At 46.6% G+C, this 19552-nt stretch carries 14 protein-coding genes; 5 read left to right on the top strand and 9 right to left on the bottom strand.

The window, feature by feature from the left end:
* Window positions 1-167: 167 nt before the first annotated feature.
* The 4 genes from OU793_RS02945 to OU793_RS02930 form a co-directional block, all read right to left on the bottom strand.
* Window positions 168-1292: a lipocalin-like domain-containing protein gene (locus OU793_RS02945; protein ID WP_042763616.1), complete on the bottom strand. Its 1125-nt coding sequence runs from the start codon at window positions 1290-1292 to the stop codon at window positions 168-170.
* The gene (locus OU793_RS02940) at window positions 1292-3745 is read right to left on the bottom strand and encodes an ABC transporter permease (protein WP_005462410.1); all 2454 of its coding nucleotides are present in this window, start codon (window positions 3743-3745) and stop codon (window positions 1292-1294) included. Before OU793_RS02940 ends, OU793_RS02945 begins: the two co-directional genes overlap by 1 nt.
* On the bottom strand, window positions 3726-4397 hold the full coding sequence (locus OU793_RS02935) for an ABC transporter ATP-binding protein (protein WP_005462397.1): 672 nt from the start codon (window positions 4395-4397) through the stop codon (window positions 3726-3728). Before OU793_RS02935 ends, OU793_RS02940 begins: the two co-directional genes overlap by 20 nt.
* Before the next feature lie 273 nt (window positions 4398-4670).
* Complete coding sequence (locus OU793_RS02930) at window positions 4671-6047, bottom strand: MATE family efflux transporter (RefSeq protein WP_140103787.1); 1377 nt, start codon at window positions 6045-6047, stop codon at window positions 4671-4673.
* Between the two features lie 94 nt (window positions 6048-6141).
* Between OU793_RS02930 and OU793_RS02925 the strand changes: the two genes are divergently transcribed.
* Window positions 6142-7620, top strand: coding sequence for a DUF2867 domain-containing protein (locus OU793_RS02925; RefSeq protein ID WP_083122016.1), 1479 nt, complete (start codon window positions 6142-6144; stop codon window positions 7618-7620).
* Here the strand turns inward: OU793_RS02925 and OU793_RS02920 are convergent.
* Window positions 7577-8161, bottom strand: a complete 585-nt coding sequence (locus OU793_RS02920) for a NapC/NirT family cytochrome c (RefSeq protein WP_023585476.1) — start codon at window positions 8159-8161, stop codon at window positions 7577-7579. The genes OU793_RS02925 and OU793_RS02920 overlap by 44 nt on opposite strands.
* A gap of 22 nt (window positions 8162-8183) precedes the next feature.
* Window positions 8184-8807, bottom strand: coding sequence for a c-type cytochrome (locus OU793_RS02915; RefSeq protein ID WP_015296567.1), 624 nt, complete (start codon window positions 8805-8807; stop codon window positions 8184-8186).
* A 451-nt stretch (window positions 8808-9258) separates the two neighbouring features.
* Between OU793_RS02915 and OU793_RS02910 the strand changes: the two genes are divergently transcribed.
* Genes OU793_RS02910 through OU793_RS02900 form a run of 3 tightly spaced genes read left to right on the top strand, consistent with a single transcriptional unit; the run spans window position 9259 to window position 14549 of the window.
* The gene (locus OU793_RS02910) at window positions 9259-11523 is read left to right on the top strand and encodes an OmcA/MtrC family decaheme c-type cytochrome (protein ID WP_140103925.1); all 2265 of its coding nucleotides are present in this window, start codon (window positions 9259-9261) and stop codon (window positions 11521-11523) included.
* Window positions 11524-11576: 53 nt separating this feature from the next.
* Window positions 11577-12557: a DmsE family decaheme c-type cytochrome gene (locus OU793_RS02905; RefSeq protein ID WP_025540705.1), complete on the top strand. Its 981-nt coding sequence runs from the start codon at window positions 11577-11579 to the stop codon at window positions 12555-12557.
* A 9-nt stretch (window positions 12558-12566) separates the two neighbouring features.
* Window positions 12567-14549, top strand: coding sequence for an MtrB/PioB family decaheme-associated outer membrane protein (locus OU793_RS02900; protein ID WP_140103926.1), 1983 nt, complete (start codon window positions 12567-12569; stop codon window positions 14547-14549).
* 85 nt (window positions 14550-14634) lie between these two features.
* Here OU793_RS02900 and OU793_RS02895 read toward each other — a convergent pair whose 3' ends face one another.
* From OU793_RS02895 to rsuA, 3 genes are all read right to left on the bottom strand, one after another.
* Window positions 14635-15294 carry a DUF2913 family protein gene (locus OU793_RS02895; protein ID WP_005462414.1) on the bottom strand — a complete coding sequence of 220 codons (660 nt, stop codon included), beginning with the start codon at window positions 15292-15294 and terminating at the stop codon, window positions 14635-14637.
* Window positions 15294-16496: a Bcr/CflA family multidrug efflux MFS transporter gene (locus OU793_RS02890; protein ID WP_159404142.1), complete on the bottom strand. Its 1203-nt coding sequence runs from the start codon at window positions 16494-16496 to the stop codon at window positions 15294-15296. Before OU793_RS02890 ends, OU793_RS02895 begins: the two co-directional genes overlap by 1 nt.
* Window positions 16497-16928: 432 nt before the next feature.
* The gene (rsuA, locus tag OU793_RS02885) at window positions 16929-17630 is read right to left on the bottom strand and encodes a 16S rRNA pseudouridine(516) synthase RsuA (protein WP_020840423.1); all 702 of its coding nucleotides are present in this window, start codon (window positions 17628-17630) and stop codon (window positions 16929-16931) included.
* Window positions 17631-17751: 121 nt separating this feature from the next.
* On the opposite strand from rsuA, the gene OU793_RS02880 reads away from it, so the two are divergent.
* Complete coding sequence (locus OU793_RS02880) at window positions 17752-19503, top strand: DEAD/DEAH box helicase (protein ID WP_140103927.1); 1752 nt, start codon at window positions 17752-17754, stop codon at window positions 19501-19503.
* The last annotated feature ends 49 nt before the right edge of the window (window positions 19504-19552 follow it).

Here is a 19552-nt window from a genome sequence, read left to right as displayed (position 1 = left end):
GAAGTAAGCCTTCTCGCCTCCTCTTATCTATCCAGTTATTAACCAAGATCGTTATTAAAGTAGCATAAGATGATGTCTCACTTCACGGTAAGTCTGTGATTTTTTAGACAGAACTAACGTGCTTCAGATACAAAAAAGCCACTTTGCTAAGTGGCTTTCGATAGATTTTAGTAGCCGGTGAGCTGCATAAAGCCCCACGCCTCGTTGGAGCCAGAAGCCAAGATGGGACCTTCCCAATAAGGGATAACAAATGGCAACCACATATCGGATTTTATGATACGAGTCGTCAAATTAATTTTGTGTTCAGGTACATTGATAATCCATTGCAACGGTAAACGTCTGCCATTCGACAGGCTTGTTACCTGCATTGGCGTAATCGAGACCTCTTTCTCTGATAGATTGACCACTTTTCCCGAACGGGTCGATAGCGTACCAAAAATATGAGGCGTCTGACCGTGGTGACGGTAACGGCTAACCGTTAACGCACGTCCATCATCCAAGTTAAAGACAAACCAGTCCCAACCTTGTTGGCCTTGGCCGATTAAGCCACTGCCCCATTCTTTTTGCGTCCAGGCTGAGCCTGTTACGGGGATGAGGCGGCCATTTAAGTTCAATGTGCCTTTTACATTAAGAAACGGTGCGCTAAAGCTAAACGAAGCCACAGATTGCAGTGCATGTTTAACTTGAAAGCCTTTGTCTCCATTTACCACAAACGGCCCGCTTGTCATGGTATTCAGTTCGAGTCCGAATGTGTCCGTTGTAACATTGAGGTTTCCTGGAAATGGTGTAGAGCCTAATGAGCGCCAAGTCCAGTTATCTATCCATAAACGGAATGGTCGGTTTGTCATGCCAGCTTGACCAATACCACCACGCGCAACACGCTGTTCTTTCCACACATGCGAACCATGGCTCACGACAACATGTGAAATGTACAGTTGCGGGTTTTGCCAACCGCTGGTTTCTCGTTCATCGGTGGCGACGCGAAAATAGCTCCACTGCACGTTGTAAGTACGACCTTGCTTATCTTGCAGCTTCGCAAAGTAGTTCCACCATTCATGTTGATACTCAGGATGGAAGCGAAAGTCTGAAGGCAATGAGACATGCTCATCCGGTAAAACGGGCTCAAAAATGGTTTTATTTTCTCGCGTCAGTACCGAATTAATTTCGTTTTCTTGGGTAGCAGTAGGCTCTAGCCAACACGTTGAATACAACGTCGCTCCAGTCAACATGGCAAAAACGACAACGATCAGCATCGAAGCAAAAACGCGCTTTTTAGAGTTTTGTTTTTCCACTACAACGCATCCCTCAACGACTTCATTGGCGTACTCTTAATCATTCGAATTACGGGTAACGCCCCGGCGATCATAATCGCGAGCATTGCCCAAGCGATAGTTTGTGCATATTCCCAAGGAATGGTTTGCAGTTCGAGTGACCAACCAAAAGATTGTTTAATGATGATATCAACAATTAGGTGGGCCAAGGCCAATCCCAACGGTACTGCAATAATCGCAGAAATGGCACCAAAGGCGAACAGTTGCAAGCCCCCCAAGGCAACCAACTCTTTGCCAGAAACACCCATGCATCTCAGCAGCGAGAAGTGTCTTTGACGAGAGAGTTCTCCTGCTAGGGTTGCAAAGAAAAGACCAAATACAGCAATGATAAGAGTAATGTTGCCTAGCGTGCCAGCGATGGCGAACGTGTGATCAAATACTCTCATGGCTTGATTGTAGATATTGCTGTTGTCGAATACGCGGTCTTGTGGCAATCGGAAGACATTTTCTAAACGATTCTTCAACCCTTCCCCATTCACGCTGTCTTTCAGCAATACGCCTAACCCTACGTTGCCCGTGCCGGCGAACGCGTAAAGCCAGTTTCGATGGGACATCATCACTTGGTTGTATGGGTTGCCGTAATCGTAGTACACACCCACGACTTGCCAACCTTCACCCAGTGGCGCTTGCAGATCAATGTAATCGCCCGGACGAATATCCAGTTTGAGAGCCATAGATTCACTGACCATCAAGCTCTTAGTTTGATGCAGCTGATACCAGTAGTTTGGAACACCCAGCTTAACCGTTAGCGAATCTAGCTCCCCTTCAGAAGGGCCTGTGCTGACCACTTGCAACGCGCCATGCTCGGTAGGAACATCTTTTTCCCAGCGCCACCAAACCGATTCGACTTCTGGCTGATCTTGTAACCATGCGCTCATTCGCCCAGCCGAGTTGTTTGTTGGATAAATATAGATATCTGCGGCCAAGCGTTGGCTTAACCATTTGTCAGTGGTATCTCTAAAGCTACCCACCATGGTCTCAACACCAATATTCGCAGCGAGTGCCAACATAAACGCCATCGTTGCAACACCACGATAGCTCATACTTGCCGCCGCATCAGCAAAGAACCAACGCACACGAACCCAGCGTAACGTGTATGAGAAGCTTTGGAACATGTGCCACATCAAAAACGGCATGAATAGAGCCACACTCACCAACATCAATGCGATAATGGCAAAACCCGTCTCTTGCGTTTTAGGTGCTTGGTAAACCGCAACCGCGGCTACACAGAAAGCACATGCCGCCAATGCTTGCCAAGAAAACTCTCTTCCTGCAAAGCGCATTAACGATAAACGCGAAGACAAGCGAATTGGTTGCGATTTCAACAATCGAATCAGTGGCCACAAACAGGAAATCAGAGCGCCCATTGCCGACATAATCAAACTGTATAAACTCGACTGCCACGACCAACCGATAGTAAGGCCAACGTTGGCGTCATATAGATCGCTCAAACTGGAAGATACTGCTGGGATCAACTCGTTCGCTAACATGAGTCCAAAGAAGTTACCGCAAGCCCAAGCGACCAAAACGAGTATCGAGAGCTCAAGTAATAGCGCTTGCGCCAATTGGGTTCCATTCACACCGGTTTGACGCAAAATGCCGACTAATCGCTGACGCTGAATAAAAGACAATGACATCGCTTGATAGAAGATGAACAGTCCAACCAAAAATGACAACATCCCCATCGCGGTTAGGTTCATGTGGAATGCTTTGGTCAAAGATTCAAGCTCAGTACGAGTGTTTCGAACCAAGGTCATGCCATTTGGCAGTATGTTTTTTAATGCGATCAGTTTTTCTTCTGGCATCTCGCCACATGAAATCGCTGAAAGGCCCGAGCTTCGCTTCAACATTCTTAATAAAGAAATGTCGGTAACTAAACGTGTACCTGATAAGAGCTTGTTTTGATCCACTTGAACAGGACCAAGACGGCTACCATCATTCAACTCAATAAAGTCGCCGTCTTGCCAGTTCATGTAAGACGCCAAATCTTGACTGATCAAGATCGGATACGGCGGCTTCATCAAGGAGAGAACAGGCATCTCATTAAGTGACTTGCCGTGCTGAAGAGGGATCATTGCGACAGGATCGATGCCAACGAGCATCAAGTTCATGTCCGTTTTGGCATCCAGATGAAGGACGTCAAAAGGCGCACATTGGTTGAAACCAGCGCGGCGCAGCTGAATGTAAAAACCTTGAGGAATTTTATTTGCGGAATGTTTGGTACGAATTCGGTAAGGAAGTGGGTTTGAGAAAAGCTTCTCACCTGTTTCGTAACTCTGCTTCGCATGTTGGTTGATAGAAGTAACACCAACGAGAAGCGAAACACCAAGCGTTAAGCCTAACCAGACGAGAATAATTTGCAGTGGGTAACGACGGTAATGACCGAGTAGTGCCTTAACTACGGGCCATAACATGCAGTTGCCCTCCTTGAAGACGAATTTTCCCTTCCATGTGTGCCGCAACTTTCTCACTGTGCGTCACTAATAACAAAGTACAGTCCAATTGGCGTGCAAGACTGGTCAGCAAACGCATTACCGCTTCCGCATTTCGCTCATCCAAACTTCCCGTTGGTTCATCGGCAAGCAGAATTTTGGGTTCCATGTACAACGCGCGCGCAATCGCAGCACGTTGTTGCTGGCCACCCGACACTTCTTCTGGATAGCGTCCTAATAAAGGCATGAGATCCAGAGCCGAAAGAATTTGACGCCAGAGACCTTTATCTTCCGGTAACCCTTTTAGTTGACGGCAAAAACGGATGTTATCGGCGATGTTCAAAGTAGGAAGAAGGTTGAATTGTTGGAAGATGTTACCAATATTGTTGCGGCGGTAGAGCGTTCTTAAGTGTTCTGGAGCATCATGCATCGCAAAGTTTGGAAACTGAACCTCGCCTGAATCGGCGGTATCTAAACCAGCAATGACGTTTAGCAACGTACTTTTACCAGAACCACTTTCCCCCATAAGAGCGACTTGCTCACCTTGCTGTAATGTTAATTCTGCCCCTTGTAGCACAGGATGAAACTCTCCCCCGTCTACATAGCCTTTACATAGGTCTGACAGTTTTAACATTGATTTTGCCGCTCAAATGGTGTTTAAAAATTGGGATCAGAATCTACACTAAAATCCTGTTAGTAGGAAGTATTTTGAATGCTTGATCACACTATGAGAGTACAAATGCAACTCGATTCACTTTCTACAACAGATTTTGTTGACGTTATAAGCAGATTTTTGCAGCAATTTTTCTAGCTATAGCAAGCAAAAAACTTGAAACGGCTGCAAAATGCGAAATATAAGCAAACTATGAACGAGATTTATTAGAAACTTCAACCAGCTTCAATATCGCTACTTTTCAATTAAGTTTTTCATCCATTTTTTGCTCTTCATTCGAGGCAAACAGATACACCACTTCACTACCTCTTCAGTAAGGAAAAGTAGATACACCCACTGTGGCTCCCACCCCAAATATATCGCTGCAAACGCAGCGAGCGGAATACCAATTATCCATTGAGCAAACACATCTTGATACAGGCAGAATTTCACATCTCCACCAGCACGAAGAACCCCCACAATGACCATCATAGGCACTGAGCGCAATATGACACCAAGTGCCAGAATCACCATGAACTGCTCTGCCAAATGACGAGTCTCGGCGCTCAATGCACTGAACGCATTGAGTATGAGCTGATTGGTGAAAAATAGAAGTACCGCAACACCGAAAGCAATCAGAACATTCAAGATTACCGTCGCCCAAGCTTGGTAATACACAGGTTCAAAGTTTTTCGCGCCGAGTTGGTTACCCACTAAAACCGCAGCTGCATTCGATAGGCCAATCATCATAGCGAGAGCAATCGACTCAACGGGTGTCATCACCGACAACGCTGCCAAACCTTGCACGCCTGCTTGTCCCATGATCGCGTGGTAAGCAAACAGCCCTCCAGCCCAAGCGAGAAAGTTGAACGTCGTGGGTAAAGATAAGCTAAGAAAACGAGTGATTTTGTCCAACACTAAGCTGGCACGAATATCGCCCCAACCAAAGGCGATAATGTGTTTTTTCAACCACAAATAACCAAATAAGCAACCAACTTCAATGGCTCCACTGATCACCGTTGCAATTGCGGCACCGGTAATACCAAGGGCAGGAAAGCCTAGGTGACCGAAAATCAACACCCAGTTTAAAAACACGTTAGAGAGAATACCGATGCCGCTAAAGAAAGTACTCAACCCTGGTTGATGCATGGCACGTAACCCCACCGCCATACTGGCAACACACGCCACTGCGAACATACTGGCTGATGAAATTACCAAGTAGCTTGACCCAAGCTCAATCACCTCTTGGGAATCCGTGGTCAAGCCCATGATTGGCTGCGGGAAAAAGACGAATAAACAAACGGCCAGCGCGGCAAACACCATCGCAATCATCCAAGTCAGCGACGTACTTTGTCTTACGCCAATTTTGTCTCCCGCTCCCCAGTACTGCGCGGTAAGCAGTGCGCCACCCGTGGTCACACCAACTAACATGATGGTGGTAACAAACGTCGCTCGAGCTGCGACTCCCACAGCGGCAATTTCGGCTTCACCAAGTTGCCCTAGCATCAATACATCGACTAGGCTTCGGCTGGAAAACATAATACTTTGCAGCGTGATGGGAAGTGCTATTGCGAACAATCGACGCAAAAAGGCTTTATCTGCGTGAGTTGAGAGTTGAGATAGAAAAGTCACGAGCACTCCAACGACAACTTATTGATAGAATGGGAAAAGTGTCTCATGATTATACCCAGCGGTGATTTTTCCACCAGCAATAAAAGGACGGATAATGAAAAAGGTGTTGGTATTAGGTGCCTCTGGTTACATTGGTTCTCAGCTTCTTCCTCTACTGCTCGACAAAGGTTACAGCGTAACCGCAGCATCTCGACATATTGATTATTTGGAGTCTAGGACCAGCCCACATCCCAACCTTACACTGACTTACTTAGACTTGGCGGACGCAGCAAATACACTTTCATTAGTTGATGACTTTGATTTGGTGTTCTTTCTGGTGCACGGCATGGCACAAGGTGATGATTTTGTTGAATACGAATTGAACCTTGCTTTGAACTTTAAATACGCATTGGAGCAAAGCCGTGTCAAACACGTTATTTATTTAAGTGCCATACAGCCACAAACTGGAAATTCGCGCCATTTAGCCGCTCGTAAAGCCACAGGAAAGATCATTCGACAATCCGGTGTTCCGGTGACAGAGTTACGTGCTGGTGTCATCATTGGTCCTGGCTCCGCCGCTTTCGAGATCATGCGAGATTTTGTCTACAACTTACCTATTTTGATTGCGCCTAAATGGGTCGACTCAAAAGCCAACCCCATCGCCCTACCCAACCTCAATCACTATTTATTGCAGTTGGCCGAAGCATCCCCCCCAGAAGAAAGCCAAATTTATGAAGTTGGTGGGCCAGATACACTCAGCTACCGCGAGCAGTTTAAAATCATTTGCCGAATCACCAACAAGCCTTATCGGCTGTGGTCGACACCGTTGCTTACCCCCAAAATGGCATCGTACTGGCTCGGTTTGGTCACCTCTGTGCCAGCAAACATCGGCAAAGCATTACTCGCAGGGTTAGAGCATGACTACATCGCCGATTCCAAAGCGATTGAAGCACGATTTCCGCAAACGCTGATCAGCTACGAGCAAGCGGTATCCGACACCATCCAAGATGAAGGCACGTTTGTGCGCAGTAATGTTTGGGGCTTTGAGCCAGCGGCACTTCGTCGATGGCAACCGGGGTATGGCTACTACCCTAAACAAGCCGGTGCGAGCATAAAAACTCAAGCCTCCGCTGCGGCATTATGGAAAGTGGCTCAAAAAATCGGGAGTCGTGAAAAAGGCTATTACTTTGCCAACATTTTGTGGCGCACACGTGAATGGCTCGACATCTTTTTTGGTGGTGGGAAACCGATTCGCGTTTCTCCTCCGGGGCCGGAGCTCAAAGTCGGCGATTATATTGACTCTTGGAAAGTAATTCGCTGCGAGGAAGATCAGTTCCTCTCACTGTTTTTTGGGATGAAAGGCCCAGGGCTTGGACGTTTAGAGATTACCATCAAAGACCATGGTGATGAACGAGAACTGGATATCACCGCTTGGTGGCACCCACAGGGATTTCTCGGGCTACTTTACTGGTTTGCCATGATGCCCGCCCATCTATTCATATTCAAAGGCATGGTCAAAGCCATCGCGAAAGAAGCCGAAAGTATCAGTATTACTCCTCAGGAGGAACAGTCTCTGGAGAATCTAGAGAAATAGGCAGGTGATGAGCAATCCCCGCATGGCAATCAATGCACGATTGCTCTCGACTTTCCATCATCTGATGTCGACGCGCAACGGTTCGTCCTTGCGCTTCGAAATCCATCTTGTCAACAGAATGGCAATATCGACACTGTTTTGATTTATTCTCGATAAACTGCTGTGTGACTTCAGCAGCCAACCTCGGACGATGCTCCGCCTCGAAATTCTCAAGTGTAATGTCACCAGTCAGTTTGTGATAGATGTCGGCTGTAGCGCCGATTTTCAATGCGATTTTAGCAAAAAACTCCCTAGGGACATGACAATCACTGCACGTAGCGGCAATCACACCCTGAGCATTTTTGAAGTGTGGGGATGCTTGGTACTCCTCAACTATCGTATCCATCCCAATATGGCAACTGTAACAAAACTCGTTGCGATTGGTGTAATCCATACCAAAGTGAAAAACACTGAGTGCCGCCCCACCAAGGATAAACGCCAATAAGCCACCAATTGGTATGCCGAGCATCCATTTTCTGTTTGGTTTACGCCATAAACTCATTGGTGTTCATCCCATAGCAGCGCTAGCGATAACTCGCATAGTATTCTACGAGCGCGTTTAAATCATCGGAACTAAGCCCTTTGAACGCCTCATCCATTTTTTTATCAACGGAGCGTTTGCCTTGCTTAAACTGTTGCAACGTAGTGGCGAGATAGCCCTTCTGCTGACCAGCTAAAATCGAAGCTTCATCCAGAGCGTTACTGCCACCATCCGAATGACAGTTCTCGCAACTTTTCGCGTGGATAGCCTTACCTTTCATCGCTAACGCTTGATCAAAAGACTGCTTAGCTGGCACAAACTCAAGCCCAGCATAATGTTTTGCTAACTCTTCAATCTGCGCTTCAGATAAAGATTTGACTATCGTCACCATGTCGCCTTTTTGGCTCGTGTCTCCGTATACGTGATTAACCGAAGCTGAGGGTCTGCCTTCAAGGTAACGCAACATCTGGTCGAAAAAGTTGAACTCGGGAATCCCTGCGATTGTCGGAATATTCGTTTCTGAGCTAACACCGTTTGGCCCATGACAAGCTTCACATTCATGTTGTGAAATTAGCTCACTTGGTGACGCTAAACTGTGGGAGGCCAAAACTGAGCTAATGGCTAACACCGAGGAGAATTTTAGAGATAATTTAATAATTTGGTGCATATTAGACTGACTCCGTAGTAATTATCTTTATTAATCAAAAACAGACAGCGAATAAACGATAAGAAAATCATTTTAAAAACGCGACTTAAAACCAACGATATCCAAGATAAAAATATTAAGCCGTCAACCATTTAAAGTAGCGTAGTTCAATACCCTTACTTTTTCTGCACCGACCTCTTCAAGAACAACAAACATCAATACAACTAATTGATTTAAAAACACAATAATTTAAAATCCAAAATTCACACATAGAAAAGCGGTTTATTTTAATAATATTTCATATTGCGTCTATACTCTTACAAGCCATGTATTTCGATTTATTCAAGCGATGTAAATATGGATATTTTGCTTTTGGCTTGAATACAAAATTAATATTTCAATCAATTGCTTATTGAGATATTTAACCATTCCAACGCATTCCCACTTACTTTAGGACGAATCGAGAGGGACTATGAACGGTTTAAAGTCGATCGCTACATTAATATTTTTTATTTTACTGCTCACCGGATGTGGTCCAGACAGCAAAAACGATCAGAATACATCACCACCTGCACTTGGTGATTTCGAGATCAGTGTTTCCGAGCCATCATTGGTCACTCAAGAAACCGGAGAAACCAAACTGGTAGTCGATTTTACCGTCAAAGACGGCAGTGGCAGATCTCATGAGCTAGACGAAACGAAAGACTTTCGCATCGCACTTCTTAAAGCAATGCCCTCTCGTGTCGATACACAAAATTCGAGCGATCCAGCCTTTGCCTTCAATGGGCGTCATGGCAATACCTATTGGAAGAGTTTCCATCACTCAAGTAATACCACAAATAACCGTGCCAGCATGGAGAGTGTTTGGGATGGAACACTAGTAAAAACAGACGAAGGGTATCGCTACACGTTTGCCATTCCTGACGTTTTAAAAGTGTCCGATCCTTATACTGCCGACTCTTCTAACAACAATGGTTTTATTGCTTGGGATGCGGATAAACTCCACCGAATCGTCATGGCGTATGGCGAGCAAGGCAATGGTTTTACCTACGTGTTTGAATGGGTACCGCAAGAAAGTTCAGATGCAGTAGTCTCCCGCAATGTGATTGAAACAGGTACCTGTGAAAACTGTCATATGGGCGAACCGCTTCATCATGGACCCGGCTATCGCTCAATTGATAACAACATTGCCGTTTGTACCGCTTGCCACAATGACAGTAATCCTGGCGCTGCGCCAGCCAGACGCCCTCTCGCTGCCGTTGTTCATCAATACCACGGTAATGTTTTCAAATTAGGTAGCGACAGAAATAACACCGAGACTTACAAACAACCTGTCGACGAGAATGACGTGCTCGCTACCGACATCAATGGTTTAGTCATTGAAGGCAACCCTTTCCCGCAAGATGCCCGCAACTGTACAACCTGCCATTCAACCGATGTCGCGAAAGCATCAGACGCCAACAATTGGTTTGAACACCCAAGCCAAGTTGCCTGTGAGACCTGTCACTTGTACCGAGACAGAGGCGCGCATGATAACCAAATCGGTACGGCTTGGGTAAGAAACGGCGAGCCACAAAACTCCTGCTCGGGCTGTCACCGTCCTTATGACCGAGATGACAATGGCGATCCAATCATCGGCCAAGACGCAAGCCGAAGTGCTAAAACGGTTCACGTAATGCGTTTAGAGAATCTTGCAAAGGCACGTGATTCGCTCGAAATCAACGTTGAAGGCGCGCGATTTATTGATGACCAGTTTGAGGTTGAACTAAGAGTATCGAAAGCGGGCTCAGGTATTGGATCCATCAACGAACTGACCCCTTTCATTAATGAACATGGGCACCTCAATTTGTTGCTGAACTGGGATAACGGCCAAGGCCCGATGGTCGCAAACAACAGTCTCAACGTCGCCGATGATGGCGCACTTGGTGACGGCTGTGAGGCTCAAGGAGAAGGCCTATTCTTGTGTCATAAAGACTTCACTGACGCTGCGATTAAGCCAACCTCCAACTCTACGTTGACGGTTAACATCGCCGACATGCCACTTTGTGCCAACCGTAGAGATGGCGAGCTCGCCGAATGCGTCACGTTTGAAGGCATCGATCTTATCAAATCGCCTTTCGTCATTGCCGCCAATAACGCATCCGGCTCGTTTGATGTGTCTGGCATCAACAAGCAACACAAACTGCCAGTGGGCGCGGACATTTCATCGTGTAACGATTGTCACAAAGAGCTGACTATCCACAAGCTCGGTGAGCATCCACATGCCGCCACTGACTTCCAACAATGTAAAAATTGCCATAACTCTGAACGTTCTGCGTTTTATCCTGGAATGGCGGCTGATCTAAAGTACCACGTGCACTCATTCCACGCCTTTGGCTCCGCTCATAGCGGTGAAGCGCCTTTCCCTGGCGCAGTCAACAACTGTGAGGCCTGCCATACCAATGCTCAATACAACTTACCTAGCCAACAAAATACGCGCCCTTCTCTGGCGAGTGGTCAGTACTTTAGTCCTGCATTAGTCGCCTGTGGCGCGTGTCACTTAGAGTCATCTTTAGCTAATGCTGACCCGGATACTGTGGCAGGAGATGCGCCTCTGAACCATATGCTGAATCACGGCGCGGTATTTGGAGCAGACACAGCAGCACAAGCCATGGGCTCCGAACAATGTGCGACTTGCCATGCCATTGGTCAGTCACAAGGGGTAGATAAGGTTCACAAGGTATACGACTACCGTTGAATTCGTCATTGAACACAATGCTTTGACAATTAAGGATAAGAAAAGGAAGAGCTATGAAAGCAATGTTTCTGCGGTGGTTGGTAGCTGGGATACTTGGGTTAGGCGTCATCTTCACCGTCAGTTCGGAAGATGTCGCCAAGCCAGAACCCGAAGCGGCGACGTTAACTCAAGAAGAAATTGAAACCATATTAGACACCAAGTTTTCCGAGGGGAAATATTCACGCCGCGGACCAGATGGCTGCCTTCGTTGCCATGACGATACATCAGACAAACCTGCTACGGGTATTTTCGACAACATTCATGGCAAGTCCGCAAACCTGCATGGGCCAATGAATGATAAACAGTGTGAAGCATGCCATGGCCCAGCGAACAATCACGAACGCAATCCACGAAAAGGACAAGTTCGTGAACCGATGATCACTTTTGGGCCAAACTCCCCTGTTCCGGCCGAAAAGCAAAACAGCGTGTGTTTATCTTGTCACCAAGATGCGAAACGCTCGACTTGGCATAGTAGCGAGCACGCTTTTGAAGGGCTGTCTTGTGCAAGCTGTCACCAACTGCATCAAAAAGACGATCCGATGATGGTTGACGAAATGCAAGCAGACAAATGCACCGATTGTCACTCCCGCACCAAATCAGATATCCACAAACGCAGTCGTCACCCTATTATCGACGGCGTCATGACTTGTTCTAGCTGCCACAATCCACATCAGACATTAAATGAAGCGAGCCTGAACTGGTCAACCGTCAATAACGCTTGTTACGAGTGTCATGCGGAAAAACGCGGCCCATTTTTATGGGAGCATGAGCCAGTAACTGAAGATTGCACATCCTGCCACACACCTCATGGTTCAGTGAACAAAGCCCTGCTCAATAAACGGCTGCCAATGCTATGTCAGGAATGTCACCGTGTGCCACATGCAAACGTAGCCATTCCTGAAAACGACTTGAGAGTGCGCGGCGGAAGTTGTTTAAACTGCCACAATCAAGTGCATGGCTCTAACCACCCACGTGGTCAAACATTAAGTTATTAGGAGGGAGGCATGAAACTATCTCAACTGTGCATCGCTATTTCCCTTGCTTTTGCTGTGCAAGCGCACGCCAACGATTATTCGTTACAACGTTCTCAACCAGCCGACACTAGCCGCTGGCAGTGCAGTGAATGCAGCAGCGACGGCACATGGAGTGGAGAAGTCAGCGCGGGTGTCGGTTACCTTAACAACGATGGTTCCTCGCGATTCTATAATTGGAATCCGCCCGTTTACGGTACAAACTCTGACAACAAACACTTTAACGCGAGCCTAAACGCCGATATCGAACAATATGAAGACGATGGATTCTACAATCGAATCGTCGTCGAAGATCTTGGTTTGCAACGCTTCTTACTGCAGTGGGAAATGGGCCAGTACGACGGATTACGTATCCTCGGCAGTTACAGCGAAACTCCGTATTTCTGGAATCAGTCCTCACTCAGTGCGTATCATCCAAGAGAAGATGCACTCGTTAGTGGTGACCTATCGAAATATGAAAACTCAGTGACGCGAGAGACGTTTAAGTTAGAGCTCAAGTACACACCACATACGCCATGGAAGCCATATGCATCCATGAAGCACGAACGTAAAGAAGGCACAACTTCACTTTATTCATCGACCATTCCGGGTTACGCCAACGCACCGGGATTCATACCTAAAGACGTCGATCATGAAACCTTAAATACTCAAGTAGGAGTGAGCTACATTGAAGATTTGTGGCTGGTGGATATTGCGTATCGCGGCTCGTTTTTCCGCAATGACAAGTCCGCACTCTATTACGGCGGCATTACCAACCCTTACGCCAACCACCTTGCGTATGAGCCTGACAACGACTTTCACCAATTTGCTGTCACAGGGAATTATCGGTTGAATCAACAAACGTTCAGTGGCCGCTTACTTTGGTCACAGACGTCTTCTGAAGGCGGGTTAAATCCATTCCCGCAGTCCCCCGTTAACTCCAATACATTCCATGGCGAAATCAACACTTGGCAAATGAGCGCGGATTACCACAACAAACTTTCGCGAGACACAGCTTTCGCCATTTCTGCGGACTATTCAGACAAAGACGATAACTCCGATAGAAACACCATCATCGGCTCTACAAGAGAAAAATACGACCACACAAAAACCAAACTGGAAACAACGTTAACGCATCGTGTTGCGTCTGATGTGAAGGTGAATGCGGGTTATCACTTCAAACAAGACGAGCGAAGCTATGCCGACCGAAAACGTACCGATGAACAACGCGTTTTTGTTGGTGCTCAGTACAGGCCAAACAGTCCGTGGCAATTAGGCGGTAAAGTCTCCTACTCTTTCCGCGATGGCTCTGATTGGCAGGACGACAGCAGCGACTCGCCTAATTTGCGCCAATACTATTTAGCCGACAAAGAGAGGATTGAGCTCCGTGGCGACGGCAGTTATGACATGACAGACGATGTACAGCTACTTGCAGAACTTTGGTACGGAAATGATGACTATGCAAAAACCGATATTGGTTTAAGCGAAGGGGAAGATTACGGCTACGACCTCAGCCTCAACTTCAATTTACTCGACGGATTAAGCGGGCATGTTTTTTACAATCAACAGATCATCCGCTCCGAGCAACAACAAGCAAACTCTGACGTTGTCGGCTGGAATCGCTACACCACCAAGCTCAAAGATGACATCACAACCATTGGTTTTGGTGTGAGTAAAGAGCGACTACTGGACGACAAACTTTCTATCTCATTTGATTACAGCTACAGCCAAGCGGACAGTAAATCTTCAACTACATCTGGTGGTTACCAATATCCTGATAACGAGGCGAACTCGTATCGATTTGAAGTCATCGCTGACTATGAAGTATCTGAAAATCAAAACGTACAGCTTAACCTCCGTTATGAAGACTACTCAGAAGAGGATTACTTGTTTAGCAACGAAACCGGAACGATGGGCGACGTTTTGCAAAGCTATGAAGGTCTGTATGGCGGCGTCTATTGGAAATATCGCTTTTAGACACAGAGTGACGTAACAAAAAAGCATCAGACGTTTCAAGCGCCTGATGCTTTCGTATTTCAATTCTACTACTGTGAGAAGTTGATTAAGCTTGGAAGCTCAAAGGAATCTCAGCCAATTGGTTACCTTCGTTTGCAGGGAAGATAAGGTACTCGCCGTGGTATTTCACCATCGATTTGTAGTCCGTCACTTTATGCACCATAAAGCCCGCTTGCGCTGCTTTCTCAACAAACTCAGCATGGTTGCCACGCACAAACCAGCTCATCGGTTTAACGAGCAACTCGCCGTCGAAGCAGCTTTCGCATTGGTCGGCACACAGTGCCAAAGAATTTTGACCTTCCGTGAAGATTTGGATTTTGCCACAACCAACCAATTGTTCAGAGGTAGAAACCTCCCAACCCGCTTGCTCCATGACGTCCAAAAAAGCTTCGACGTCAGAGTCTTTGATCACTTTTGAATCTTCACCTTCAGGGAAGAATTGCGCGTAGAAAGCAGAAATACGTTTGAAGATAAACAACAAACCAGCGTCGTTCCCCTTTGAACGACCCGCCTTTTGCCAACGAGTTAAGTCATCGCCGACCGTTCGACCAAAACGCTGAGATTTCAGAGCTTTTGTTACCCAACGAACAAGATAGTGGTTGTTCGCCACTGGCGCATTGGCCAACTTGCCAGAACGATGTTCCTGCTCCAGTTCATTCAGAGCAGAGTTAACCAAGTTTTGAATTTCTTTGGTGTAATTCGACATTACGCCTTTCTTCCTAAAGTCCAATAAAACAGTGCTGAAAGCACAGAACAAGCAAACATAACGATGATCATAGGCCACGCAACATTACCTGGTAGTGATGCCACCAGCGCGCCAACCAATGAGCCGATACCGAATCTTAACGTCCCCGCCAGAGACGATGCCGTACCCGCCATTGATGGGTAGCCACTTAAAAGCAGCGCCATCGCATTACTACCTATCGTCGACAATGTACCGATAAACAGCACAACAAAAGGCACGATGCCCCACAGTCCGAAGTCCATTAACCAACTTACGAACAGACCAATGCCAGCCAAAAGTTGCACGAACAACCCAAAACGAAGCATGGCATGAGAGCCCACTTTTTTCACCAAACGACCGTTAATGCTGGTCATGATGATCATCGCCACAATGTTCAAACCGAATAAGTAACCAAATTGGTCAGGTCGAACACCGTATAAATCAATATAAACAAACGAACCCGCAGTTAGGAATGCAAACATCCCTGAAAACGAGAATGCACCAGACAACATCAAGCCCAACGCTTCAGAACTTGAACACAAACGGGCGTAGTTTTTTAATGTGGTGCGAAAACGCAGTGGTTGGCGGTTTTCTGGTTTTAGCGTCTCCGGAATTTTCCAGAACACCAGCAGAATGACAACCACAGCGAAAATGGCTAACACCCAAAAGATAGAGCGCCATCCAAACCAAATCGCAAGGTGACCGCCAATCATCGGCGCAACCAACGGGGCAATCGTGATAACTAATGTGACGAAAGACATTGCACGCGCAAAGTCTTCACGGTCAAACATGTCACGCACCACAGCTTGAATAATGACCGCCGCAGCCGCGCCAGCAAAACCTTGAGCGGTACGAACATAGGTTAACGCATCAATGCCGTTTGTGGTCGCACTCACCACCGCTGCTAATCCAAAGAAAAGCACACCCAAAATCAGTACCGGTCTGCGGCCAAAGCTATCGGCAAGCGGCCCATGAATTAACTGACCAATCGCAAAACCCGCCGTATAAGCCGTCAATGTAATTTGAACCGCACCAGGTGCAGCACCCAAATCTTTTGCGATGGTCGGCATTGCCGGTAGATACATGTCGATCGCCAATGGCGTTAGCGCGCCAATTGCACCGAGCACAAGAAACAGTAAAAAACTGATTTGAGATTGGGGAGCGCTTTGAGCTTTTTCTGTCATTCTTTTACCTCTAGTTGTGTCCTTGCCATCAGCCATTTCTTTGCAGAAACTAGCAAGGATGCTTCTCGTACCATTGAAAACAAAGCACTGTGCTTTGCTGATTCAATTTTCGAGGATCATAAGGACGAATGTTTACCAAGGTGGCCTTGACGAGCTCGACATAGAAAAGCGCATGATAACGATGCATGTTCACCCGATAATTGCGCGCAATAAACCAAAGATGACAGCATGATTGGTTCACTACGGACGGATGTTTCGCGAGAAAAGTATGCGTGAGCCTGTGATAAAACACCGCAGCATATCACTGAGGTTAAGCATGCATACCGAAATTGTCTAGGCTCGAAAACATTTTGGTAGGAATCGTCATTCTGAGCCAATTCCTACCAAAAGACTAGTTCCTGTCAGGAACTAAAGAATTTCCGAGAGCGACGATTAATTCCACACAGAATCCACTTCTTCTTGAGTCAGATAACGGTAATCACCCGGTTCTAGAGTGTCATCCAACACGATATCGCCGATTCGCTCACGATGAAGTAGTTCTACTTTGTTACCAAGTGCAGCAAACATGCGTTTCACTTGGTGGTACTTACCTTCAACGATAGTAAGCAGTACTTCGTTTTCTGCTTCATTCACGATCTCAAGGTGCGCTGGTAACGTCGCTTCGCGTTCGTTTCTCAACTCAATACCTTGCGCAAACTTTTCAACGTAATCAGGTTGAATCGCATCCGCTAGCCACACGCGGTATGTTTTTTCGCATTTGTGTTTCGGTGATGTAATACGGTGAGACCATTGGCCATCATCTGTAATCAACACCAAACCCGTCGTGTCCACATCTAAACGGCCAGCGAAGTGAAGGTTTTCGACTTTAGGTTCATCAAGCAATACAAAAGCCGTAGGGTTGTAACCATCTTCGTGTGAACAAACAAAATCCGCTGGTTTGTACAACATGATGTAGCGAGGCCCTGGCGCACCGACTTCTCGGCCATCCCATTCCACAACACCACCTTCTGGCACTTTGAATGAACCACTTTTTTGTACTTCGCCATCGACGAGCACTTCGCCACTTTTGATGATCTTTGTTGCCTGCTTGCGAGTCGCACCCAGAGCATCACACAAATACTTATCTAAACGCATGAATACCTCATTGAATTATACCCAAGTGATCTCCGAATTACGGTTCAAAGGTCACTTGGGTATAAAAGTCAGGTATTATAGCCTTCCTAGTTCGAATAGTTGAGCAATTTCACATATTTTCATGTACACACTTCGCCCATACCAAGCTGACTCTGTTAAAGCCGTTATTCATTACTTTCGTAAACATTCCACCCCCGCAGTGATCGTACTACCAACTGGTGCTGGGAAAAGCTTAGTTATTGCAGAACTGGCACGCCTTGCCAAAGGGCGTGTGTTGGTTTTGGCCCACGTAAAAGAGCTGGTGGAACAAAACCACGCGAAATATGAAGGCTACGGTTTGAAAGGCGCCATATTTTCGGCAGGATTAGGAAGAAAGGAAACCGACCAACAAGTGGTGTTTGCCTCGGTGCAATCGGTAGTGCGCAATTTGGACTCATTCAAAAACCAGTTCTCACTTCTGGTTATCGATGAATGTCACCGTGTGCCAGACGATAAAAACAGCAGCTATCAAAAAGTGATTACGCACCTTCGAGAGCTCAACCCTGGCATCAAAGTTTTGGGCTTAACGGCAACACCGTATCGTTTAGGAATGGGATGGATTTATCAATACCACACCCGAGGTCAAGTACGCACTGAAGAGTCGCGCTTTTTCCGCGACTGCATTTTCGAGCTGCCGATCCGTTACTTGTTGGACGAAAACTTCCTCACCCCCGCACGCATGATGGATGCGCCCGTTTTGTCTTACGACTTCTCGCAGCTGAAACCCGCTAATACCGGACGCTACAAAGAAGCGGAAATGGACATGGTTATCGACAAAGCCAAACGCGCCACTCCTCAGATTGTGGAGCAAATCATTCAATACGCGAGAGAACGTAAAGGCGTGATGATCTTTGCTGCAACAGTTCGACATGCCCAAGAAATTCACGGCCTGCTGCCAGAAGGCGAAACCGCCATCGTCATTGGTGATACTCCAACGCCAGAGCGTGATGCGATCATTCAAGCTTTCAAAAATCGTGAAATCAAATACTTGGTGAATGTCTCTGTGTTAACCACCGGATTTGACGCGCCTCATGTAGATTTGATTGCCATCTTGCGCCCCACTGAGTCGGTCAGTTTATATCAACAAATTGTTGGACGAGGCTTGCGTTTATCGGAAGGCAAAAATGAATGTCTGGTGCTCGATTATGCGGGCAACAGCTACGATTTGTATCAGCCAGAAGTGGGAGATCCAAAACCCGACTCCACCAGCGAGATCATTACTATTCCTTGCCCTGCTTGCGGATTTAACAACAATTTCTGGGGTAAATTGGACAGCAATGGCTTTTTACTCGAACACTTTGGCCGACGATGCCAAGGTTACTTTGAAGATGAAGACACGGGCGAACGCGAACATTGTGGCTACCGTTTTCGTGCCAAATATTGCGGCGAATGTGGCGCAGATAATGATATTGCCGCTCGTATATGCCATGAATGTGATGCAACATTGGTCGACCCAGATAAGAAACTAAAAGAAGCACTGAATTTGAAAGACGCACTGATCTTCGAGTGCACAGAAATGGAATTGTCCGTGTTCAAATCAAATGACGGCAAATCACAGCTCAAAGTCACGTATTCTGGGGAACCATACCAAGGCGAAGGTCATGCATTAGTTCATGAGTTTTGGTCATTAAACACCAAGAAACAGAAGCAAACTTTTAAAGACCAGTTTGTGCGCCCTCACCTTGCAGATAAACATCGCCCGTTTGAAGAAGCATCGCCTACACGAGTCGTCGCCAATCAACACCGTTTCCGTTTACCGCAGTTTGTCATTGCCAGAAAGTCTGGGCGCTTTTGGAAGTTACGCGACAAGATTTTTGAAGATGAACTTAAATAACGCTCGATTCGCACCAGTGAGTTTGCCAAGAGCAAAGTGAATGTGACTG

Origin of the sequence: Vibrio sp. VP6 (assembly GCF_028823755.1) — a bacterium.
GTDB lineage: Bacteria > Pseudomonadota > Gammaproteobacteria > Enterobacterales > Vibrionaceae > Vibrio > Vibrio parahaemolyticus.
Note: the sequence above shows the minus strand (reverse complement) of the source record. Positions and strands in the feature narration are given on the sequence as shown.